This window comes from [Clostridium] citroniae WAL-17108, from assembly GCF_000233455.1.
Lineage (GTDB): Bacteria > Bacillota > Clostridia > Lachnospirales > Lachnospiraceae > Enterocloster > Enterocloster citroniae.
In genome coordinates, this window is sequence record NZ_JH376420.1 from 1,047,315 (window position 1) to 1,072,137 (window position 24,823).

A 24,823-nucleotide genomic window follows, 5' to 3' on the forward strand; every position below is an offset into this window, starting at 1 on the left:
GAATGAGAGAATATTCTGATATTTTTAAACACTATTACGAAGCTGAAGATGTAATACTAATTTACAATACCAAGCAAGCATACTTCTATGTTTTAAAAAACTGTCCACTCGTTGATTTATTTTGCTCAAATGGCACACTTGTCTTCGCATTCGACAGGGCTGCTTCTAAGCCATTGTACGACAAATGGTGTAGGCATGATCTGACATAAATATGGACTGCAGGTTATGTTCCATTGACGCATCTACTACTTCTACAGGGATTTCATACTTTTTAAACGGTGAATACCAATCTTCCACTCTTATCCAATATGATGATAAAATTGCTGACTCTCGCTTTAATAAAATGTGTTTAGCTATATTGAGAGAACTGGACACCCTAAATCCAGATATCATATATATGGAAGAGGCGGCCAATCCAAGGAATCCGCATACTCAGCGTCTTCTTGTCCGGCTTCAAGGCGTTGTATATTCTTGGGCAATATCACACGGTGCCGATTGCGAATTTATTAGGCCATCCAGTTGGAGGTCCTTAGTAGGAATTAAAAGTAAGGGAAAGCGTAAAAATGAACTGAAGATCGCGGCGATTGAAATGGTAAAAAGTATATTTAATATCACAGTAAATGATGATGTCGCAGAATCGATTTTAATTGGAATTGCTGCTATTAACAAATACAACCCGGACTTAAAGGAGATATTTAATGAATAAAAAAATGACCGTATCTACATTTACAACCCAATATATTAATTGTAAAAAGGAAAGTGACCGAAATAGTTTAGTACGTAGTATTATTAAAAGGTCTTATGTTCCAGTCACTGAAAAAGTATCTATTATCCAAGAACTATTAGGGGTGGCCTTCGATGAGAAAGATGGATTGAAAATCCCTAATGCACTGTGCCTCCATATCAATTTCCATATTATAATCCTATCCCTATACACTGATCTAGAAATTGATAAAAAAGAAAATGATAGAACAGCCGGTTTCCGCACCTACGATATTTTCCAGTCTTGTGAATTATGGAACGTACTTAAGCGTCAAATTGGCGCTGACTACAAAGAATTGGAAAAAATAAGGGATCTATACTTGGAAAATATGGCCACAGAGAACGATTTGGTTGTTCAGCTTTCAAACCAGATAACACGTTTCGGGACATTGATCAGTTCAGCTTTCAGGCCACTCGCGAACACAATCCAGTCAGAAATGAATAACCTCAATGAAAGCCAAAAGGATAATCTCAAGAATAGTATGATTAAACTATTGAAATAGAACTTAAATACTTAATTTAGAGTCTGTCGGGGTCATAGCCGCCAGACTTATTTATTGGAGGTAATCATGAAATATATGTCTGAAAAGAAAATTAACTGGTTAAAAAACTACTATCGACAATGTAATATTGAATATTTGGAACTATTAGCCACTGAATTAGAATGGATGGCTTGGAAAATTATTGATGATTTTTATGCTGATTACGATCCAATCTATTATAAACGTAACTATGGACTTTACAATGCCATTCATATAACAAGAAGGTATTCGTTTTCAGAACCATCAATATTGTTTTCAATAAGAAGTGCTTATATGGAGGATTGGTATAGAGATCCGACTGAGTATATTTTTGTTGGTGCTATTATAATGGGAAAACACGGTACAGCAAAGGTCAAAATCTCCCTCCCTGCTCCAATGAAAAGAATAATAGATTATATCAATTTGTATAATGACAAAGATATTAAATCCAAAGCTATTGAGAGCGCTAAAAAAATTGTGGGATCATGCCCTTTTTAATAGGAGGTAAAAGTGGCTAATAAAGGAGTAGATATTGAATTTAAAGGAGGTTTTAATGATGATGATATTATTAAAGCTCTCCGTAAGGTAAATGGCGAAATAGATGAGACCAAGAAGAATGCTGAAGAACCAATTAAAGTTAATCTCGGTGGATTTGTAAAAGAATTCACAAAAGAGTTTGATGAAATTGATCGTATTATAGCTAAAAGAAAAGCTAATATTGATAAAAGGGTCATCAATTACATCCCCAAGATCCAATTCAACTTGCGTGATGTTGAGTTATGGGAAGAAACACAAAAGAAAATTGATCGGCAGATAGCAAAAGCCAGAATGAACTATGATCTTCCATCATTACAGACCGATTCATTTTCTAAGCAGCTAATCGCCAGAGAGAAACTTCTTGCTAGACTAGGCGAAAACACATCAAAACATAAAGCCTTAAAGCAAGTATGGATGGATGATGGACCATCTATAAGCAAAGCAAGAGCCAATATTGAGCTACTGCAACAACAAATAGCTTTAAAAGAAAAAATTCTACAAATAGATACAAAAGTAAAACCCTTTCTTCCAAAAAGCGATTGGTCTACAAAATTTAATGGATCCGATGTAAATGCGCAAAAGGAAGCATTAAAAGAATCAAAAAGATTAATGGCTGATGAACTCTATACTGCTGCTGATAAAGAAAAAGAAAATATATTGGTAGCGTTAAAGGATTATGAAAAATCTGCTAACAAAATAATGAGAGAAGGCAAATTCGATGAGTTTGTTTTCCCGGATCTTATTAGTAAATTTAATGCTATCGAATCATCTGCTCAAGACTATTTAATGAAGCTCGGCCTCATTAAAGGAAAGACTTCCGAAACGCTAGAAACTTCACATAAGCAACTTACTTCATCTGCTCAGTTATTTGACAAATATGGGGCTACTGCCGAAGAAGTATTCGTGAAGATTGACAAAATATTTTCTCAGGCTAATGATAGCGATGATGGCTTTTATGGATTAAGCAGTAGGAGCATTTCAGACCTCACAAAGATGATGGCTTTACTGGAACACTTTTCTGAGGGTGATTTATCGAAGCTTTCTTTAGAAGGTGATGAGTTCTTTGGCTTCCAAGATGAGCTAAAAGAAATCCAGAGTTTCTTAAAAGATGAATTTACAGTTGACGAATCATTAGAAGAAGTATTTAAATCCACAATAGATCAACTCAATCAATTGGAGTCTACTGCTGAGGAAGCTGTTCCTGCTATTGAAAAAGTGGAAAATTCCCTTAATCCAGATAGTGATGAATCTAAAATAGAGGCAAAAACTGACGCCATTGAAAATTTAACCGAAGCAATGCAGCGCCAGGCAGAATCTGATGAAGCTTTATCAAAAACATCATCATTATCCGATGATCATATCACTAATATAGAAAACACCACGGAAGCCATTAACCAATTGAATGAAGCTGAAAAAGAAAGGGATAAGTTAGATGCCCCCACCGCTTCTATCGATTCCACGTTGGATACTGATATTGATAAACTTGAGAAAAAAACTAAAGCTACTAAAGAGTTAGATGATGTACAGGAAAAGCAGAAACAAAATGAAATTGCGCTCCAAAAAGAACTCTTATTCTTAGACGAACGAGAGAATTCATATTGGGAGACACGGGAAAAGCTTTTAAAAGATGGAGTTGCACAGCAAGAAGCTTATGCTAACTTAAGGAAAGAACAAGAAAATAATTATAACCAAAGTTGGATTATAGCAGAGACTAACAGGATGTTATCATCCTATGCTGCGGCTGAAGGTAAAGTAATTGGCTATGGGCGTGCAGTTCAAAGTGCCAGTGATAAGGCTAATCATCTGGCGACTGCCTGGGAGAATGGTAGCATATCTGCAAAGAAATATGAAACAGAGATAGCAAAAATCAATAGTGAATTAAGTAATAAAAAATATAACTTAACCGGCGCAGAGACCGGCGTCTTTTCGACTAATCCACAGAACATAATTATACTGGAAAAAGAGATGCGCGCTCTTGCTCTGGCAACTGAAGGTATTATTCCAGAAAGTATTGCATTCAATGAACAATCAAAAAGAATGTCATATGAAACAAAAGATGCTGCTGGAAATATTAGTAAGTATTCTATTGCCATCAATTCACTTAATGACGAACTTCTTCGTTATCAAACAAAGACTATTCAGGCCATAGGTCCAACACAAGAATTTTTCAACTTTTTATCTCAGAGTTTTAAGAAGGTATCGTCATATATCTTTAGTTTTGGGTCTTTTTATAGATTATGGGCAGAACTAAAACAGGGAATTACTATCATTCGTGACATTGATGATGCCATGACTGAACTCAAGAAGGTCAGTGATGAAACTGCCTATACATACACTAAGTTTCAAAAGCAGGCAGCTGCCGAAGGGCGCGATGTTGCCCAAACTACGAGCGACATGGTTCAGGCTTCGTCTGACTGGAAAAAGATGGGATACAATTTACAGGAATCCCTTAATCTCGCAAAATCATCATCACTCTATGTTAATGTTGGTGACGATGTTAACATAACCGAGGCTACATCAGACTTAGTTTCTACCATTAAAGCGTTTAATATGAACGCAGATGATTCAATAGGCATTGTTGATCGTCTAAATGCTGTATCAAATAATTTTGCTGTCACATCAAAAGATCTAGGAAATATTCTAAATCATTCCTCATCCTCTCTCGCTGCCGCCAATACTTCAATAGATAAAACAATAGCAATGGGCGCTGCCATGAATGAAGTTCTACAAGATAGTTCTACTTCTGGTAGCACATTGAAAATATTGTCCATGAGGCTACGCGGAGCAAAAGTAGAATTAGAGGCTGCGGGTGAATCAACTGAAGGTATGGCAGAATCCACATCAAAACTTCGCGAAAAAATCAAAGCCCTGACGAACATAAATGGATCTGGCGGATTTGACATAATGAAGGATGATAATACATTCAAAGATGTATACGAAATGATGGATGGAATTGCTGAAAAGTGGAAAGGTATGGATGATATATCCAGAGCTGGCTTACTTGAATTAATCGCAGGTAAGATGAGAGCTCAAGGAGTATCTGCGCTTTTAAACAATTGGTCCGAAGCCGAAGCCATACTAAAAACTTCCTTGGATTCATCTGGATCAGCAGCCAAAGAAAACGAAACCTATCTTGATTCAATATCTGGTCGCGTTAAGCAATTACAGGCTCAGTATCAAGAGCTTTGGCAGACCACCCTAAATGACGATTCAATCAAATTCTTTATTGAACTTGCGACAAGTGTCACTAAAGTTGCAACTGATATGGGAGGACTACTTCCTATAGTTGCAACCTTAACGACATTATTAGCTGGTATCAAATATGCGGGTAAAGTAATTCGTAACCGTGACAACGAATGTGCCCTTCTCATTAATGCTGCGTAATATACTCCCACAAAGTAAACGATGAGAATGTCCCGTCACGTAAATAAATAACTAAGGGACGCATAGGCGTATAATATGCTGGGAACTCCCCCAAACACCTCTTCACCGAAACTCACCGAAAGGTGTGCTGTACAGCCGGGGCCGTGAGGCAGAAAAAAGTAAGAGGTTCTTGTTCAGAACAAAATTCTGTTCAATACACCAGTCCAATATTTTCTGGTCAAGGGAGGGTCAATAGGTAGCCCATATGGGTGAAAGCAGGCTGTTTCCTAAGTGCGTAAGCATATGGAATCGCCCCAGAGACTGACAAGGCCGGTCTGCCCGCAGGGATAATTGCGTGCGGATTCAAAATACAGTCCAAATGCCGAAGGAAATTGGATAACACTTCGGTCGGAGTAGTGCTCCGTGTGGTACTCTTCTTCTATTGCCTGGTGCAACGGGTTATCCCGGTGGCAATCGAAGTGCTCTTAAATGAGTGATATTTTCTAAAAATTATAAAAGGAAATAAAACATTAAAATAGCCAAAAATATAAAGATAATAATCCAAAGTAATGATTCTCCAGTGGGCTTCTGTCCCTTCACTTTTTTATTCTTCGTCTGTTTTAGAGAAAACCTCTTGGGTGTCTTTTCTCTATCAACACCTCTTGCCTGATCAAAAAGATAGTGATCTCGGGAGTCGATTTTATTATCATGGTTCATGTCAAACATAACTTCAATTCCCTCTACTACATATTACTAAATAATCAGTTCTACAATACCTTCATACAAAGTTCCGCTTTCTAAAATAGCCTCTTTAATTTGTGTGCTAGTGGTCAGAGGAGGAAAACTGGCGAAATCACACTGAGAATATTCCACATTGTTGTTAATACAGTAATTTTTTTTATTACAATAGCAATCAATATTTTTTGACTCACAATTATATTTGTTTAGTCTAAACGTTTTTGGGGGGATTTTGTTTGCATCAAGTCGCTGTTTACAATTCAGTGAATTGTAATATCTATATAGAGGAAAATATTCATTGTCAAGATTATATAATGCAATTTTCTCTTCTAGATCAAGTTTTTTATATTGCCTATATTTCTCTTTAACCCACTCATCAAGGCGATAGAGATCCTTTGACCAATCTCGAAATCCCTCCATTATGCTCTTATGAATTCCACTATTTATATCATCCTCTAACCTCTTGTACCAATCTGCCTGTTTTAAAGGCACAATGCCAAAATCAAAATTTGCAAAATTATAAAAGTCAATCTCTAAGTCAGGCATTTTTCCATTTCTGATTCTTTTTTGATTTTTAAAAAACCAATCTTTAGAAAGGGTATTCTTTAATTCCGTTGGGTGGATAGGATTCCTTTTATTCCTCTCTCTAAAATCATTTATTTCATTTATTCCGATAATAGCTTTTTCTATTGTTGAAAAATAATAATGTGGAAACTTAATAATAACTGACCTAAGTTGCAAAGTACTATTTAATTTAATCCTATATAATCGTAACATATTAAGAGATGTACTATAACTCCGCTTAGCATTATTGTATGAGTCCAAGTAAGCTGAATTATCCTCCAAGTATATACATTTTTCATTAATATACTTTATTGTTTTTTTTATCTCATCAATTTCTTGTCGCAATATTTGAATTGATTCCTTTAAAAATGCAATCTTTTTATCTATAGCAATATACTTTAGTGGGTTATTTAATACATCAGCTTTGTTGCCAGAATTCCTAGCACGTTTACTCTTGGTCCTTAATTCCTGTACTTGCTTTTCAATTTTCTCAATACTGTTATATAATATTTGTAAATCATCATAAGATGCCTGTATGTCCCGTCTTTTTTCCACTTTAGCAGTTTGAATCCATTTAAACTGTTCCTTTGGCATATAGTATATTTACCTCTTAATCATTCTATGCAAAAAGTATTTGTATCCCAACCAATTGCATCAAAATTATAGCCTATTTCATTTCTCTCATAATATCTTTAACTAATCTATCTCTTGATAATATTCGCTCCATACATTTCGCCAAGTAATCGTTCTGGTAATTTCATCAAAAAAATTATTATTATTCAACACGGTATGTTTTAAATACGCAGAACACTCTTCTGCTATTTTTATTGGATCTTTCTTTTGATCTAATGCCAACAAATAATTATAGATTACCATTCATATCCACAATTATCACAGTGAAACTGACGTTTCACTTTCTGCGAAAATATCCCAAAAGCCAGTACCGATCCTGCCTTTGATATCTCTGATATTTTATGAACATTTGTGCTTGAACAAGTTGGGCAACGAACAACATGTTCTTTTTTATATTCATTGCGCAATCGCATATCATTACTATTTTCAAAGGAGATGTATTTCTCAACTATAACCCTTGCTTCATCAGGGCTACATCCTCCGACTTCGCTAATTCTTTGTATTAACCTTTTTCTTTCATGAACACTATTACTTTTCCGAATTTCAGTAAAAAGCGAACTACTTTTTTGCAAAATTTTGCGTTCATTTAAAGTATATTTTTGAGATACCATCATTATTTCCCCTCCCCTCTTTTTAACCAATTATAACATATGAATATATGCAATGCACCTGCTATTTCATATATGTATGGCTACCTACCACATTGTGACATTCGAATTAGTTGGGGAAAAAATAAATGGAATCAAGGCCGCCGTCACATCATCATCATCTCTAAAAAACATAACAAATGAACTCTTAGAGCTGACAAAAGATATGACTGTCCAGAAAACAATGGAATATTTGTCTTATGCCCAAGTCAATAAGCAACTGGCCGCCAGGATACTATATTCTAAGGGATTACGGGCAGAACAGCTCAAGGAAGCCATGTCTACCTATCAAATAGCTACAGCAACAGGAATACTTGGTACAGCACAAAAAGTAACGTCTGCTACAACAGTACTGTTTTCCAGAACAATTGTCCAATCCAAATTCCTGCTCCAAGGTTTATGGGCTACCCTAATGGCCAACCCGTTAATCCTAGTTGTCGGCTTAATATCAGCAGTTACTCTGGGAGTTACAAAATGGAAACAGGCTCAAGAAGAATTACGCCAGACTACAGCGGATGCAGCAGCCGAACTAGAAAACTCATCAAAAGAAATTGGCACTTATGCGGATAGATATAAGGAACTTCATACAGCTCTTCATGATGCAAAAGATAGTGAAGAAGAAACATACAAAATTAAGAGTGATCTATTAGCACTTCAAAAAGAATTAAACGAGAAATACGGTGATGAGTATGGGAAAATCAATCTCGTCACTGATGCTTATAGAGATCAGACGGAGGCTATTCTAGCTTACAAGCGTGCTGCCAGCGAGAAATATTTAAATGAGAATCGCTTAGGTATTAATGATGCCAAGCAAAAAATGACTGAAATCAATACCTTCCAATTGGCAGATATGATTTCATCAAAATCCAGTTCTGGAATATCCATTAAAAATCTAGCCAAAAAGCATGGTATAAAAATCGCGGAAAATGAAGAGTATGGATTGTTTAGTCTATACATTAAAGCAGACGCTACTCAAGCCAAAGAAACAACAAATAGTTTCATGACTGACTTGAGCAAGATGCAAGGCAGATTTAATGATAGTGCCGTAGAAAATGTACTGGATTCTTCCAGCCGGGTCATGAAGAACCTTCAGGATGATTTCTTCAATCTGTATGGAGACCAATTCCAAGAAGCACTATTGGCTGAAGTCCAAACGGACTATGGACGGGCTGATAATGTCCTCTCTCAAGGATATAGTGATGCCACTGCCGCGGTAAATGAATACAATGAAGCATTACTAAAAAGTTCTAATCCGTATGATGACAAAGCCGTTACTGAAGCGTATGAAAACTTGCAGATCATCCGAGCTTCTATAGAAGAAAATTCCAGTGCATGGGATGGATACGAGTCTGTTATTAGTGATGTATTTAGTGCTGCTGATACAAGACTTATCGATTTCAATAATCTCATTGGTTCCAACAAAGAGGGGATCGGGGATTTAGTTTCTGAAATCAAGGATTTGAATTTGTCGGATGTGGACTTACAAGCTATGTCGGATAATGGAGCAAATGGTGATATCTTTGATCGGTTATCCGCAAAAGCAAAACGGTATCAAGTTAATGTTGGAGAGCTGATATCATTATTAGTTCAACTTGGTGTTGTACAGAGTACAGTATCCAAGCAGGAAATTGTTAAGCCCCAAACCAAAGCCGAAGCAATCAGTGCCGTAAACGCTCTTACTGATGGTTTTGAAGAATTGGATAAGATTTACAAAAGCCTCAAGGGAAAAGATCCGTTTGACTTTTCATTGCTTGATAATAAAAATTTCAAGGATACATTTGGCGGACTCGGCAAAAGCTACACGGACTTCGTAGAACAAATAGCAAGTTCTCCTAAAGATATTGCTGCTTGTCAAAGTGCTTTTAATGACTTGATCACCACATGGCTTGAAAGCACCCACATCTTAGATGATGTTAATGAAGATACTGCGGGCGTAACCGTGGCAATGCTTAAAATTATGGGTGTTGCAAATGCCGAAGAATTGGTAATGAGCCATCTCGCCGATGCTCATGAATACGCAGCGCTTGAGAAGAAATTCAATGCTGAGATGTCAGCTAATCTTGAGGGAGCCACTGCCAGCGAGATTAATAAAATTTTTGATGAAGCAGATGTTGTTGACGAGGCAAAACAAGCGATGGCTGGATTTGCTCTGCAAAAAGAAATTGCCAATGGAATATCCCTTGATACCTCTGCAGACATTGAAAACTTACTTGCACTCGTTGGAATAATCGGTTCTGCTAATACTGCATTAAAAGCCTTAAATACATTACGACAAGGCGGCGATGTTGGCGGAAATATTGGCGGTAAGGAAGGCTATGACTATCTTGTTCGACAGGCACAGCTTGAAATTGAAGAAGCTTTAAAGAAGGCTGCCGAATATAAAGGAAAAGGCAAGGTCAATTACATTGGTGGTAATGAATCCAACAAAAGTGGCTCAAAAGGGAGTAAGCCTAAAAAGCCAACAGAATTTGATGCAGCTGCGGAATCAGTTAAAAATCTAAAAGCCCAAATTGACTCCTTAAATGGCGTACTTGAAAATACGAAGCCTTATGATCAGCAGCTAAGAATTCTTAATCTCATTGTTGAAAAACAGAAGGAATACTTTGATGCGTTAAAAAAGCAGGATGAATTTTACAATGGAGCATACCAGCAGTCCCTCTCTTCTCTACCTCAAGAATGGCAAGATAGGATTACCGGCGATGATAACTTTTCCATTGATGAGGTTCCTGAATCCATAAAAGATGCTGTCACAGAAGCTCAGGGATTGAAAGATAAATGGGTTGCTGTAAAACAAGAGATCCAAAAAGCAAACGGTGAATTGGATACGACCAAGCAAAAGACGCATGATTTAGCTCAAACAAAGTTAGATAATGAAATTGGTCTTCTTGAGAATAAAATAACTGATATCCAAAATAAAATGGACGAAGCTGAAGCCATGGGCTTGCAATCCACCAAAAAGCAGTATAAGAACTTAATCAGTCTTTCAAAACAGGCTGCTTCCTACCAACAGAATAAGCTTCAAGGATATATGGCAAATCTAATCGCCATGGAGGTTGCCGGAGAAACAAACACCGACCAGTATTACGAAACCGCTGAAGCAATCCAGAATTGCGAAAATGCAATATCCCAATGTGCTCAGAATCAAGCCAAATGGAATAAGGCTATGTTGGAACTTCCCATTCAATATTTAGAGAAGGCCAATGATGAGCTCAATGACCAGCTGGAGGAGTTACAGGACAAGCAGAACGATTATGACAGTGCTATAAATGGTGTCACCAGCCATTTGCAAGAACAAATTGACGCCCAGCAAAAACTAAGGGATGAAGCAGAAAAAACATCGCAGGCTCAGATCGATGCTATTCAGGAACAAATTGATGGCCTCCAGGAATCAAACGATAAGCGTAAGCAACAGCTAGAATTAGAGCAAAAGCAATATGATCTTGAACGGGCTAAGAATCAAAAGACAACTAAAGTCTTCCGTGAAGAAGCTGGCGGCTTTATATATGAAGCTGATCAAAGCGCTATTCGTGATGCCCAAGATGCTTATGATGATGCTCTCTTGAACAAGCAATTGTCTGATCTGGAAGACAAGATTAAGGACATTGAGGATTCACGCGATGCATTGTTAGATTCTTATGATAATGAAATTGACCGGCTTCAAACAATTATGGATTCATGGAATGATATTACTGATGCAATCCAACGAGCTAAAGATATGGCTATGGCTAATTCTATCTTCGGCGCTGGATGGCAAGATCGTGTTACCAGTGGCGATACAAGTGATTTAGAAGACATAACCGGCAAGTATGATAAAAATGATCGTGATCGCTCTTGGGTGGAAGAACAAATTGAAGCCAATGAACGGCTTATCCGTGAAGTTGAACGATATGTATCAGCTTGGCAGATGGGAGAAATCAGCATCCGGGAGGCCCGGGAATCTATTAATGATATTGTAGGAGATATTGCTCCTGAAATTGAGGCAAACGATGAGCGTGTCAATAGTATTTCAACTTACCAGGATCAATGGACCAATGCTAATGATAGGGTAAGCGAAAACATTAGCGCCCTCAATGATACAACTGCTAATAACAGTGCCGAGGTAAATGCAACAAACCAACGGCGTGATGCTGCATTACAGTATGCTGATCAATGGGCCAATAATGTTCTTTCCGTTGGAAGTTCGCTATCTAACATTACTGAAGCCAACGCCGCTGCCACAAATGCTGAAGGTTTATTTCTTGATGCCAGAATAAGCAAATTAAGTCTTTTCAAAGATGTTTATGCCGAAATGGCTTCTGTAATTGGAGACAAATGCAAAAGCATTGTTGATGCATGCAAAGAAGCAGAACGAGCATTACGTAGTTTGGATAAAGCAGAGAATGGTGGTGGATCCTCAAGCGGTGGTCATTGGGACTCTTCCGGTGCGTCCGGGGGCCCAGGCGTATACGCTGATGGAATATTAAATGGGCGTCTTGGTGGACGTAGCGAATCTGAAAAAGAAAAGATGCTTAAGTATCTGACTACACATGATCTTAAAAATGGAGAAATTCCTATTATTGGTCATGAAAATGAAGTCGTCTTGAACCCTGATCAGCAGGAACAGGCCATTCAGAATACGGAGAAATTGGCTGACGTTTCAGGTGCCCAACTCATATTTGACGCCGATAACATTTCCTCATTCTCAGGAATGCTTAGCAATAATGCTATGTTTACTAAAGGAAATATCTTCAAAGGTATCTCAACTCTCCCACCGAATGTCTCCAACAGTAATGTAAGACACGGGGATATAAAGGTTGAGATAGCTAATGTGACATTGCCACGTGTAAAAGATAGTGATAGCTTCCTAAAATCCATGACTGATGGCAGCATGCAATCTGCTATTCAACAACAACTTTATAAACGAAGATAGGCTCCGGGAGTCCACTTGTCTGGGCTCCCACTCTATTTGGAGGAGATATGACAAACAATAATCTATCAAAGGACTTTATAGCTCTGCTAACAGAACTATTTGAAGGTCTTATAAAGAAAGCAAAGTTCCCCGTTGTTGTATCCTGTAAAATCATTTCCAAGACCGGGGATAACAAATACCTGGTCAAACGTAATGGAAATACTCATCTCGTTAGAGGACGGGGCACTTACCCTCCTGACAGCATTGTAGAGGTAATGCTTCCCGATGGAGAATGGAACCGTGCCTTTATTGTATATTAAAAGGAGGCTCAAATATGATTGGTGTTCCTGTTCTTTATGATGATACGCGTATCTCTAAAGACGCATTCAACGATTTTAAAATTACATATAAGTGGGACGGCAATAACCCGCAGCAGACAGGAAATGTAGTAACCATTTATAATAATGAAACAAATTCCGTTGTGTATACTGCAACTACTCCAAATTATTATAGAACGGAATGCATCATTCCTGCTAACACGCTGGTTAACGGCGTATTGTATAAGGCGACTATCTGTGTTATATCTAGTGAAGGTACCTCGGCACCGAGTGAAGCACTGCTATTCTACTGCTACACTACCCCTACTTTAGCTTTTACAAATCTTGCACAGGATCAGTTAATTGAAAGTGATAGTTTCAGGGTGGAAATCTCATATTTCCAGCCTGAAAATGAGGAGCTTGAAGACTACTATATCACACTTTATTCAAATGACAACCGGGTACTGTACACTTCTTCAATTCGTTATGATACAGAAAACATGAGTTTAGTTGTTCCTGGCTTAGAGAACAATACTCAATATTATATAAAGGCCTTTGGAAAAACCATCACCGGGATGGACATCGAAACAACCTTAATACACATAACTGTGCGTTACCTACAACCCACGCTATATAGCCTTATTGAATTAAGTAATAATTACCGCGGTGGATATACCACTATCAAGTCAAATATTGTTTCATTAAGAGGGCGAGTATATAGAGATGGAGTTGAAATAGATCCAAACTATATTAACGGAGAATATGTTGATCTTAGCAACCAATCAGATGTACTGAAATTTGCAGATAGTTTTATTATCCCAAATAATTTCACTCTTGAACTTAAGGGATATGGGTTTATCCGTAATACAATCCCCCTTATCCTAACCAATGGAAAATACCACATATCCGTGTATTACCGTGCAGGATGCTATGATAGCGCAGGTGGTATTGAAAAAGCCTATTTCGAAGCCAAGGTTGAAAATGAAATGATATATTCCATTTACAGTAATTATATAGATCTTCCCTCCTCTAATGTCCTTATTGGTTTTATGTTATCTAGAAAAGAAAACTATTATGAAATCTGTGCTTACAATTATGGAAAGGCGGTGACTAGAACATGATCATTCTAGGCAGCACAGCCTGCGGAGACAAAAACTCAATGATGTCTACCCCTACAACAGTAAATAATATAAATGATATTCGTATGCAAAACGGGGTGTTTGATGAACTCTTTATAACCACACAGGTATACACTACTTGGGATGGAACAATACCACAAGATTGGGATTTTGATACGAAAATGCATGCTTTATTCCAGAAAAGCCTTTTTGGTGGTAACGTTGACTTTACCTCCGAAACCGTATCTTCAATTCTGGTAAAAAAGCGGCGTGTCGGCGAACTAGCATGGAAAACGTTTTTTGAAATACCGATAAATTCAAACCAAGACTTCAACTTTATCAGAAACGATTATTATAACCGATCTGGATGCGAATATCAGTATTGTCTCATTCCTACCCTAAATGGAGTTGAAGGGAACTACTCTTCTAACCATAACATGAGTACAATCCTTTCAAAATTTGATGGTATATTTTTGGTTGAAAAAGAGGTGGCATACCATACAATAATTGATATATCAATTCAGGAAGAACGCATTTTCACATCCAGTAAGCTCGAACCGAAAGGCAGGAAAAAGCCCCTTGTCATTTACAATGGAGACACTAATTATCGCGAGTTCAATATCGATGCCTCCTTCGTATATATGAAAGAAGATGCCTGTACGTTTGATATTGAAAACAGCAGAGAATATCGGGAAAAGGTTGACAACTTTCTTTCTAATAAAAAACCCAAAATCTTTAAAGCTTTTGATGGGCGGATGGCGCTGGTATGTATTGTTGATTCCATTTCACATTCTGAAAATGGCCACCCACTAAATATAACAACAAGTCTCACGGCCGCCGAAACTGGAGATTGCGAATCCATAAACGACTTATATGACAATAACTTTATTGATTGTGATAGAGATGTCAGCCGCAGCATCTAGGAAGCAGGTGATAATATGACAGATATTACGCAAGCTCAACGGGACATTATTTATCAATCTGATTGGGTACTTCATTCAAAGGTTGAAATTCTGAATCGGAATTTTAAAATCATCAATTATGTAGAAGGTAACCTATTAGATGACAAATATTCCATTGATGCTGATTCTGATATGAGAAGAACATATGACTGCTCTCTCGCTGTCACCGATGCGTCCTTTATCCTTGATCAAAATAGTTGGGTCTGGCTGGATAATTATGTGCGACCATATGTTGGTATTGAGCATCTACGTAGCGGAGAAATCATATGGAATCTTATGGGGACTTACGTGCCTACCAATGTATCATATGATGATGCTGAATCCTATTCACTAAGCTTGGAATGTGGTGATCTCATTGCTACTATTAACGGCGACCGTGGTGGTCACCTCGAGGGGCTGTCTACAAAAATCGAGGCGGGAACGGACGCTTACAAGGCCCTTGTTGGTACACTCAAGGAAATCGGAATATCAAAATACATAATTGAGGATGTTGATTTTGAGATCCCTTATGATTTGGAATTTAATGCAAATGTTACTGCTTATGAAATCCTTGATGAAATAAGGAACCTATATTCTGGATATGAAATGGGGTTTGACATTTATGGAACATTTTTCTTTCGGAAGATTCCTCAAAGGTTTGAAGATAATATAACACTTGATTACACTCAGCTACGCCCTCTTGTTATTAATGAGGGACGCTCAACCTCTTTAACTGGAATATACAATCATATCCAAGTGTGGGGACAGATAATTGAAACTGACCGATACGTGAATGCTTCTGCCCTCTCTGGTGATACTTACAACATTTCTTTGGATGGCATAGCTTCACTTTCGGACTTGGATAACTTTGAAAAGATAGCCTTCAAGATAAATACAACCAACCCAGCAAACGCTGCAATATCCATAAATGGGTTAGAAAAACTGCTTATTGTTGATGATTCCGGCAACCCTCTTCCCGCTCAAACTCTTCCAACTGGGACAGATGGTGTATTCAAATATCGCCGTAAAGACAAAAGCATGTATTACCTTGGTCAGTACCAGGTATTCGGTGAAGCATATGATGAAAATCCTGACAGCCCTTTTAGAATTGATGCATTAGGCAAAGAGTTACTGCTTGTCTGCGAAGGTAGCGATTTTGACAATATATACAGTAATGACTTAGCTAATCAACGGGCCAGATATGAAATATATAACCATACAGTCCTCAGCACATCTCTAGATCTAAATCTGGTATCTATTCCTTGGCTGGATGTCAACCAAAAAATATCCTATATCTCCCAAAATGAGTTAGAGGAAAAACAATATATTGTTAAGTCTATATCCGGCAGCACAACCGATGCGGAGATGTCTATTAGCTGTATCTCTTTCTACCCAACTTACAAATACAACATTTGAAAGGAGTAATCCATGTCAGTTACAAATCCTGACTTAACCGGGACAAAATTCCCGGATGAAATAGATAATTGGGACCGTTGGCTTGATCCTACACTTCAGACCATTGCTGCGATTCAGCAATATCAGTCGCTATACAGTCAATCCAAATTTGAAGAAGCAAATATAGTTATTGAAAGTAATCCCTCATTAAAACGTATAATTGTAAATGCCGAGAGCATGAACAAATTGTATGATGCCATTATAGCAATGGAAAGATTCTATTTCAGTGATTTTCAAGCATATCTTCAAAATATTGTTCAATATTCTGGAGAATATGTTCCAACAAAAAAATATCCTAAATACTCAGTAGTAACGTATATAGTCCACAATGCTCAACAGGCTTACCTCTGCATTGTTCCGGACTGTCCGATAGGTACCTTACCTACTGACTTATCCTGCTGGATCCCATGGACAGCTCGGGGTGAAAAGGGAGAATCAGGAACTGGCCTCTCTCCACGCGGTACATGGAATCTATATGTGGACTACTATAAAGATGATATGGTGAGTTGGAATAACAAACTGTGGGCAGCCTTAGTAAACAATACTGGAAAGGAACCCAGTACTGCAAACGCAGGTACCTGGCTACCTGTAATGGAATTCAGTTCTGAGAAATTTTGTTTGATTGATGATACTACAAATACCAGATATAACTTAGGGATAAAGAACGGACTTCCTTGGTATCGAATTGAAGGGGATGGTTCTGAAAATGGAAAGATATCCATTGCAAAAAGCGATGATATAGTACGCCTTGATGATAAGGTTGAAAAATATAGCGGCTTTCAATTAGCAGAAAACATTGTAATTAAGCAATCAGATTGGACAGCCTTAACAGATATTCAAGATTATGGTTTCTCTTATACATATGAAAACTCTTCTATCATGGCGGATGATGGCGTAAGCGTGAATTTTGATAATACAAGCATGCTCAATGCTTCCAAAGCTTTTATTATTGTCAAAGAAGATAATCTAGCTGGCAGCCTTACTCTCCTTGCCAGAAAACTCCCCTATACAGACTTAACAATACGAAATATTGAGGTGATAAGAAAAAATGGCTAAATACGGGAAAACGAACTGCTCCGGGGGGATTAGTGTCCTATCTGAAGACATGGATTCTACTCTCGGAGATGTAATAAAAGGGAAAAAAGCTATGACTTCAGATTCTGGAGACGAAGGTGGCATTGGTACTCTTGAGTTAACGGGAAACGCTATAGAATCTCGCGTTCTCAATGGATATAGCTTCTACTCCACGGACGCAAAGAAAAAGCTTACTGGCAATGTAGTTGTAAATAGTTTACTGTCTTTTAGCTGTGCCGCCTATTCTGGCCGGAGGGTGTTGGCCAAATGGCAGAATCCAAAGGCGGCGACTGGAAAACCTTACAGCGGAGTGATCATCCGCTACAGCACCAGCGGATATCCTGGTAAGACCGGGGGGACGCAGATCTATAAGGGAGCCGGAAGCAGCTCTTCATCTGGAGGAAATTCTCAAGCATATCTTGATCTTCCCAATTTAAATACAACCTACTATTTGAGTATTTATCCCTATGTAACTTGTAGTACAGGGGAGATGACAGGGGATGTACTTAATGCTTCCATAAAGACATTAACAGAGATTTATGTGACTATTAAGGCAACACAAACCTATACTATACAAGGCTTCAAATATGCAGATTTCTTTTTAGTCGGAGGTGGTGGTGGTGGTCATCTCGGAGGCGGTGGTAGCGGCAGAACGACTACCAAAAAGGGGGTGTCTGTTAATACCGGTGAAGTATTAGCAATGACAGTTGGTGCTGGCGGAGCACAACAGGGAAATGGTGGGGCATCTTCTGTCTCACGCGCTGGAATAACAATAGCTTCGGCGTCAGGAGGAAACGCTGGTGGCGATAATGGTGGATCCGGCGGTTCTGGAGGCGGCGGATGTACGATTGGCGCTACTTCTCCCGGCGATGGTGGCTCTGATGGCTCTGATGGCGTAACGCCTAAAATTTTAGGTGGCGGAAGCGGTACATCTGGAGGTACTGGCCAAAAAACAACAACAAGAGCATGGGGAGATGCATCTGGGACAGTATACTCCGGGGCTGGTGCTGGCGGTAATAGCTGGTACGACCGAGTAGATAACGAAGGAGAACGGAACTACTACTTTAGTGCCGGTGGAAAAGGCGGCGCTGGCGGTGGCGCAAACGGCGGTGGATGGACTGGACAAGGTGGACAAAACGGTTCGATTGACGCAGAAATACCTGCCCAAAATGGTGTTGCCAATACTGGAGGCGGTGGTGGTGGACGTGCTCGCGATGACGGTCTCTGGAAAGATGCAGGACGCGGCGGATCTGGTGTAATACTAATGAGGTTATATTAGGAGGATGATTAAATGATAGCTCATGAGATATACGCGCAAATTTATAATAATACCGTAACACAGGTTGGTGTAGCCTTTAGTTATGAGGATGCCAACCGAGTGGCACGGTGTGTTTATGGTGATAATGCGTTCGCGGTGAATTGTACATATTGCCCCTGTGAGGAAGGTGACACATACATAGATGGTACCTTTTATGATATTAATGGTACCGTTAGGGCATGGCTACCTACACCAGAGCAAGAAATCACCCAGTTAAGAGACGAAAGTCTGCTACTTAAACAGGAAAACCAGGAACTGACGATAGCCTTGGCAGATATAATTGGAGGTGTTTCAATATGATTAGCAATATACAGCGCAATATCATTATCCGTGCCTTACGGATCCGGGTGAGCCATGGAGAAAAACCTGAAGAAATCTTATCAGGATACACAAAATTATCAGATAAAGAAAAAACGGATATATTAGCAGCTGTTAAAGATGGCGGCGTTATTTAAGCCTATTCGCTTAAATCTTATGGAAAGGAATAGTGATTGCATTATGGATAATGCTTATGCAAAAGGAAAAAAACTGTTTTGGGGTGATTATTTTCAATACACTCCTACCGGCGTTAGTCTTGCGAAAAAGGCTGGGCGATATATAACTGATGGATCTAAAGTTCAACGAGGTGATTTAGCATTCTTCTACTACTCTTCCCTCGGTCGTGTAGGACATGTCTTAGCTGCCTATGTAGTATCGGTTAATCAGACGAAGCAAACCATTTATATCAAATCCATTGAAGGAAATACTTCTGGGGTAGCCTATGAACGTAATGGTGGAATGGTCGCTATTAAAGAATATACTATCAAATTCTCTGAGATTGGTGGTAAAAACAAATTCAACGGTTTTGCTCGTCCTATGTATGGCAATGATACTTGTACCATTGATGAATTCATTGAGATTCTTGAAGGTGAAGTAGGATATATTGAAAAAGCATCTAATAGCCAATTGGACAGCAAAACTTCCAATTCTGGCGACAATAACTATACTAAATATGGAAAGTGGTACGGGTGCAATGGCGTTGCTTGGTGTGCCCAGTTCGTATCCTGGTGTGGTTATGTAGCATGTAAAAAGCATATGGAACTAACCAGGACTGGTTGGGAACGGCAAACAGATGGAACTTGGAAGTATCTTCTAAACGGTGAGTATATCAGAGATTCTTGGAAAGAAATCGCTACTGCTGCTGGGAAACAATGGTTTGCGTTTGTCGGAGATGGGACAATGGTTACCGGATGGTTTGGAAATGCTGAAAATGGTTGGTATTACATGAATCCTGCCGATGGTGCCATGCTTTCTTCCCAATGGTTCGATATAAATGGAAAATGGTATTACGCAACCAAATCGGGTCTGACAGCCCAAAATACATATGTCAAATCCACAACCTCCGGTGTATATTGTTGGCTTAACACTGACGGTATCTGGGAAGAAAAATGGGATACAACAACTCCTGATTTGTTAAAGTATGAATTAGCTGAATGAAAGGAATGGTGTGAGTTGGTTTGAATACAATAGAAACGTTATTTAATACATGGACAATGGATACCTTATTATCCATTTTTTTATTGCTGTTTGCGCTCAAGGAGATATGGAATATTTTAAATTGGTTTTTAGAAATATTAGGAGTTCAGACAAAATGGTCTTTGCAAAAGAAATATGATAAAGATATGCTTTTGCGGCATGAAGAAAAACTCAATGATATTTCCTCATATGTACATACAACAAAAGACAAAATCAATGTGCTTGGGCAAATGATTTTAGACATGCAAGATAAAACTGACGCAACTGAAAGAGCCAGACTCAAGGATCGAATCTCTCAAGCATATAGGATTTACCATGAAAAAGGTGAATGGAGCTATATGGAGAAGGAATCCTTCGGGGACTTAATCCGCGATTATGAAGCGCATGGGGGTAAAAATAGTTTTGTTCACGACACATGTGAGCCCGAATCAAATTTATGGAAAGTTATCAGCCGCACTTCTACGGATGATTAAATCCAGTTAGGAGACAAAATGCCAAATATAATATTAGACAATAGCAAAATCAGAACCGTAGATTTTAGCTCCAGTACAGAATATGAACTGACTGATTTGAGTTTTTATATTCCTGCCGAATATTTTGATCATACAATTTATGCCATCATTTATGACTGTACCGGTGTTAATGAAATCTGCAGCTTAACAAATACGGAACTTAGAGCCAATTATAAAGTCTTCAACTTTGACCCTTCTTATTCTTATCGGATTAAGTCTGGCAATTCAATAATATATCTAGTTTTAATTAGCCCGGATATGGGATCTATCACTATTTCGCAGGATTTACACGTAATTGTAAAGATTGATAAAATGAAAGTTAGTCACTATACGCTACTAACAGAAACTTTTTCCAAACAATTGGCGGATACGTACACCAAAATTGAAGAGCTAACCAAACTAAATATTGATATATATGAAAAAATTGTATTATTACATAAGGAGGTGACGTAATTGATCCTAGATGTACAGCATTATAAAGATGAACTCAAAGAAATTCAAAACAATACATCCGTAACTCATACTACTTTTAACTCCTTGGATCAGCACCTCATTATCAATACCAAAACTCGTGAAATACAATTGCCAACAGACTTTCGTTTCCTGGGTGTTGAAAATGATCATGCTGCAAAAACGTTCTATTTTGAAATTGATAGATATTACGATGGCACGGACCTTAGCATTCACACCTGTATTGTACAATACATATGTTCTGATGGTGTGCAAATCGCCGAGGGCTTTTATCCAGTTACTGAGTTTGATTTAGATTCTGTTCCAGATAAAATCATTTTTGGCTGGACCGTTAACAATGATGTCACCAGTATTCCCGGTAATGTGTTTTTTGCTATTAGATTCTACTCAATCACCGATAATTCCTTTTCATATAACTTCAATACATTAGAAGCAAAAACGTCAATCCTGGATGGTATGGACACAACTAAGTCTGATCTATTAATTACACCGTCCATTCTTTCGATGTGGGAATACCGAATGAATAAGCTGAATGCTTCTATTACAAATGATATTGCGAACTTTGAAGATAGAATGTCTGCTCAGGTTACTGTAGCTTCGCATTTTGCCAATGATTCTTCCGATGCTGCTACCAAGTCCGCCGAGTCGGCTGCTGCTTCTGCCCAGGCGCTTGCAGACAATAAGGCTTATGTAGAATCCCAGAAAGATGCCTTTGTGGGATATAACCGTCACGAAACGGATGTTAAATATGCTAATGCGCTTACTAGCTCGACCGGAGGATCCGGCCACGTTACAGTTAATGATGCTGCCGCAGCACCTTTTGTCAATCTAAATGTTGCGGGCAAGGGTGAGCAGGTGAGAGCGACCGGAGCACAGTTAATGGACACTTCTAGGATGGCGAGAATACACAATGATGTTGTTTTTACTGTTCGGGAGGATGGTAGTATTCTGGTGACGGGGAATACATTACAGAATGCAGCTAATTCTGCCGTTGCTTCAACTAATTTATCACCTGGTACCTACTATGTCAGTGGAAGTGTCCCAATAGACAATTCCAAGATTTTTGTCAAGGCAAAGAAATGGTATAGTGACGGTTCATCTGTTGTTATCAATGATACTTCTTTTGTTGTAGATGGAACAGAAACGAAAATAGACTATTTTATCCAAATCTATCAGGGATTATCTGATTTTAAGGTTGTTGTCTATCCTATGCTTAATGCAGGTCCCATACCTCTACCTTGGGAACCCTACACAGGCGGTAAGCCTTCGCCGTCACCGGAGTATCCGCAGGAGGTTATCGGAACAGGGACAGTTACAATGGGAATGCAATTATTACCAGATAGTGCCCTGTCCACAGGTTACTTAACGAGTGCGGATGGGAAAAAAGACCCAAACAGTATTTATAGGACGATCTGGATTAATCTATTGGCCGGAACATACACATTTTCAGTTTCTGGTGGAGCAATGATCGTTAAGACAGTTATCGATGGAGTATTTGGCAATAATAACACTGCCATTGTAGATGGATCAGGATATACATGTATATTGGCATCAGATGGATACTTAGGGATATCATTTAGAAAGCTTGATTCTACTGAATATACTACAGAACCACAAGTTATGCTTAATATTGGAACCAGAACTAACCCATGGGAACCATATACAGGAGGGAAACCCAGCCCCTCAAGTGAGTATCCGCAACCACTGGCCATAACTGTAACTGGCGCGCAATTAATTAATCCAGATAGTAGAAATGCCAGCCGCGCTATCTGCACTGTTATTAATGATAAAATTAAAATCGTAGCTGTAGATGATACTGGCTGGCAAAATATACATTTTCGCATCGGTCCAGCAGAAAAATATGCCGGGAAGAAGTTATATCTGCATATTACGAATATGAGCGGGGGAACGGATACGGCAAGGGCTATGTTAGTTTGGACGAAAGATAATATTGGTGCTGTCACGTCATTTTTCACATATGGTAAATCCCAATTTGGAACATGGAAGGAAATTGATATCCCTTCTTCTATTCCTGATTCAGCAGATACTTTGTCGCTATACTTGTGTATCACTGAGTATAAAAATGATAACTCATATCCTGTAATAGGCACAGAAGCAGTCTTTGAAAGGGTGATCTTATCGGAATCAAAAGTTGATTGGAGGCCTTACCAGTCCAATACCGCAACTATCCAGTTAACATCTCCGCTCTATGCTGTGGAGGATCACAAAGATGAGATTACTATGACCAAGCGGATTAACCGGTGTGTGGAGCTTGAGTTTAATGGGAGCGAGGATTGGGGTCTTTATGATAGCACAGTATATAAAGGGTTTTGGTTATACAATGCGCTTCCGGAAAAAATGAATAGGCGAGAAGGATTTTGTAATCAATTAAAAATTGATACAATTGGCCGAAAAACAGAAAACGGTTTATGGTTAGGCCCAAACAGTGGCAATAAAGCTATTTATGCTATAAATAGTCAATTTTTTGATGACACAGCCGCCGATAAGGGCCTTGCTGCCTGGAAAGCCCATCTTGCATCCCATCCACTTAAGATAGTCACCTATCTGGATACTCCAGTGGAGACAGACCTCCCCGCCGCAACTCAATCCGCCCTAAACGCCCTTACCACCTTTACCGGTACCACCCACATCACCATCACTGCCGGAGGGGCGGAACCAGATGTGGCCGTGGAATACGTTCAGGACACCCAAACCGCCTTGGAAAATATACAAAAAAATGCCGTGACACCAGAACAAATATCTGAAGCAGTTGAAACTTATATGGAAAAGAATCCCGAAATCACGCTTCCGGATGATATACTACCAAGGATTACAGCTTTAGAAAATCAGATTGCCGATCTATTGTATAAAGCTATTTCTATTACTAGCTTCACAACAAATGTAACGACAGCCGAATTAGGATCAACTGTAAACTCTCTAACTCTAAAGTGGACAACAAATAAAGTTCCCAAGTCCTTGATTCTTGATAGCGAAGTCATCAATACTTCTTTATCTCAGAAAGTACTAACGAATGCTGGGATCACCTCGGACAAGACATACAGACTTACCGCCACAGATGAAAGAAATGCCAGTGCCAGTAAGACCGCATCTATCGCATTTCTCAATGGATGCTATTACGGAGTCAGTTCAGATGTTAGTGATGCAGCTATTAATAATCAGCTCATCCTTAGTTTTACAAAAGTTCTTTCTAATTCTAAGGCACGCACTATTACTGTGAATCCTGGAACAGATGAGTATATTTACTATGCTATCCCCGCCCGTCTCGGAACTCCGGTATTTAAGGTCAGCGGTTTTGAAGGTGGTTTTTCACTAGCAAAGACACTCAGCTTTACAAACGCAAGCGGTTATACTGAAAATTATAATGTATATCGTTCAACAAATAAAGGACTCGGCAACACAACAATTGATATTTCATAGAATGGAGGCTT

The 24,823-nt window shown here is 38.7% G+C and carries 20 protein-coding genes; 18 read left to right on the forward strand and 2 right to left on the reverse strand.

Going from position 1 to position 24,823, the window contains the following annotated elements; translation table 11 throughout:
• Nucleotides 1–2 precede the first annotated feature (2 nt).
• The 5 genes from HMPREF9469_RS04735 to HMPREF9469_RS04755 all read left to right on the forward strand — a co-directional run bounded on the left by HMPREF9469_RS04735 (nt 3) and on the right by HMPREF9469_RS04755 (nt 5,204).
• Nucleotides 3–209 carry a hypothetical protein gene (locus tag HMPREF9469_RS04735; protein ID WP_007859709.1) on the forward strand — a complete coding sequence of 69 codons (207 nt, stop codon included), beginning with the start codon at nt 3–5 and terminating at the stop codon, nt 207–209.
• Between the two features lie 2 nt (nt 210–211).
• Nucleotides 212–706, forward strand: coding sequence for a RuvC family protein (locus HMPREF9469_RS04740; RefSeq protein WP_040414989.1), 495 nt, complete (start codon nt 212–214; stop codon nt 704–706).
• Nucleotides 699–1,265, forward strand: coding sequence for a hypothetical protein (locus tag HMPREF9469_RS04745; protein WP_007859710.1), 567 nt, complete (start codon nt 699–701; stop codon nt 1,263–1,265). The genes HMPREF9469_RS04740 and HMPREF9469_RS04745 overlap by 8 nt, the downstream gene beginning before the upstream one ends.
• Before the next feature lie 66 nt (nt 1,266–1,331).
• On the forward strand, nt 1,332–1,781 hold the full coding sequence (locus tag HMPREF9469_RS04750; protein ID WP_007859711.1) for a hypothetical protein: 450 nt from the start codon (nt 1,332–1,334) through the stop codon (nt 1,779–1,781).
• A 12-nt stretch (nt 1,782–1,793) separates the two neighbouring features.
• Nucleotides 1,794–5,204, forward strand: coding sequence for a phage tail tape measure protein (locus tag HMPREF9469_RS04755; protein WP_007859712.1), 3,411 nt, complete (start codon nt 1,794–1,796; stop codon nt 5,202–5,204).
• Between the two features lie 732 nt (nt 5,205–5,936).
• Here HMPREF9469_RS04755 and HMPREF9469_RS04765 read toward each other — a convergent pair.
• On the reverse strand, nt 5,937–7,079 hold the full coding sequence (locus HMPREF9469_RS04765) for a hypothetical protein (protein ID WP_007859715.1): 1,143 nt from the start codon (nt 7,077–7,079) through the stop codon (nt 5,937–5,939).
• Between the two features lie 275 nt (nt 7,080–7,354).
• Nucleotides 7,355–7,732, reverse strand: coding sequence for a hypothetical protein (locus HMPREF9469_RS04770; protein WP_040414991.1), 378 nt, complete (start codon nt 7,730–7,732; stop codon nt 7,355–7,357).
• Between the two features lie 91 nt (nt 7,733–7,823).
• Between HMPREF9469_RS04770 and HMPREF9469_RS04775 the strand changes: the two genes are divergently transcribed.
• The 13 genes from HMPREF9469_RS04775 to HMPREF9469_RS32350 are packed head-to-tail and all read left to right on the forward strand — an operon-like array spanning nt 7,824 to nt 24,812.
• Nucleotides 7,824–12,674: a hypothetical protein gene (locus HMPREF9469_RS04775; RefSeq protein ID WP_157140257.1), complete on the forward strand. Its 4,851-nt coding sequence runs from the start codon at nt 7,824–7,826 to the stop codon at nt 12,672–12,674.
• A 47-nt stretch (nt 12,675–12,721) separates the two neighbouring features.
• Nucleotides 12,722–12,973, forward strand: a complete 252-nt coding sequence (locus tag HMPREF9469_RS31920) for a hypothetical protein (RefSeq protein WP_007859722.1) — start codon at nt 12,722–12,724, stop codon at nt 12,971–12,973.
• A gap of 14 nt (nt 12,974–12,987) precedes the next feature.
• Nucleotides 12,988–14,091, forward strand: coding sequence for a hypothetical protein (locus HMPREF9469_RS04780; RefSeq protein WP_007859724.1), 1,104 nt, complete (start codon nt 12,988–12,990; stop codon nt 14,089–14,091).
• Nucleotides 14,088–15,011, forward strand: coding sequence for a hypothetical protein (locus HMPREF9469_RS04785; protein ID WP_007859725.1), 924 nt, complete (start codon nt 14,088–14,090; stop codon nt 15,009–15,011). Before HMPREF9469_RS04780 ends, HMPREF9469_RS04785 begins: the two co-directional genes overlap by 4 nt.
• 15 nt (nt 15,012–15,026) lie before the next feature.
• Nucleotides 15,027–16,445: a DUF5048 domain-containing protein gene (locus tag HMPREF9469_RS04790; RefSeq protein ID WP_007859726.1), complete on the forward strand. Its 1,419-nt coding sequence runs from the start codon at nt 15,027–15,029 to the stop codon at nt 16,443–16,445.
• A 12-nt stretch (nt 16,446–16,457) separates the two neighbouring features.
• A complete protein-coding gene (locus HMPREF9469_RS04795; protein WP_007859727.1) occupies nt 16,458–17,540 on the forward strand; it encodes a hypothetical protein in 1,083 nt (360 codons plus the stop codon).
• Entirely contained in the window at nt 17,533–18,837 is a 1,305-nt protein-coding gene (locus HMPREF9469_RS04800) for a glycine-rich domain-containing protein (protein ID WP_007859728.1), read from the forward strand. Before HMPREF9469_RS04795 ends, HMPREF9469_RS04800 begins: the two co-directional genes overlap by 8 nt.
• Before the next feature lie 12 nt (nt 18,838–18,849).
• Nucleotides 18,850–19,176, forward strand: a complete 327-nt coding sequence (locus tag HMPREF9469_RS04805; protein WP_007859729.1) for a hypothetical protein — start codon at nt 18,850–18,852, stop codon at nt 19,174–19,176.
• Entirely contained in the window at nt 19,173–19,331 is a 159-nt protein-coding gene (locus tag HMPREF9469_RS32345; RefSeq protein WP_007859730.1) for a hypothetical protein, read from the forward strand. Before HMPREF9469_RS04805 ends, HMPREF9469_RS32345 begins: the two co-directional genes overlap by 4 nt.
• The gene (locus tag HMPREF9469_RS04810) at nt 19,315–20,352 is read left to right on the forward strand and encodes a CHAP domain-containing protein (RefSeq protein WP_007859731.1); all 1,038 of its coding nucleotides are present in this window, start codon (nt 19,315–19,317) and stop codon (nt 20,350–20,352) included. The genes HMPREF9469_RS32345 and HMPREF9469_RS04810 overlap by 17 nt, the downstream gene beginning before the upstream one ends.
• Nucleotides 20,353–20,372: 20 nt before the next feature.
• Nucleotides 20,373–20,864, forward strand: a complete 492-nt coding sequence (locus tag HMPREF9469_RS04815; RefSeq protein WP_007859733.1) for a hypothetical protein — start codon at nt 20,373–20,375, stop codon at nt 20,862–20,864.
• A gap of 18 nt (nt 20,865–20,882) precedes the next feature.
• Nucleotides 20,883–21,356: a hypothetical protein gene (locus tag HMPREF9469_RS04820; protein ID WP_007859736.1), complete on the forward strand. Its 474-nt coding sequence runs from the start codon at nt 20,883–20,885 to the stop codon at nt 21,354–21,356.
• Nucleotides 21,357–24,812, forward strand: coding sequence for a hypothetical protein (locus HMPREF9469_RS32350; RefSeq protein WP_007859737.1), 3,456 nt, complete (start codon nt 21,357–21,359; stop codon nt 24,810–24,812).
• Nucleotides 24,813–24,823 lie beyond the last annotated feature (11 nt).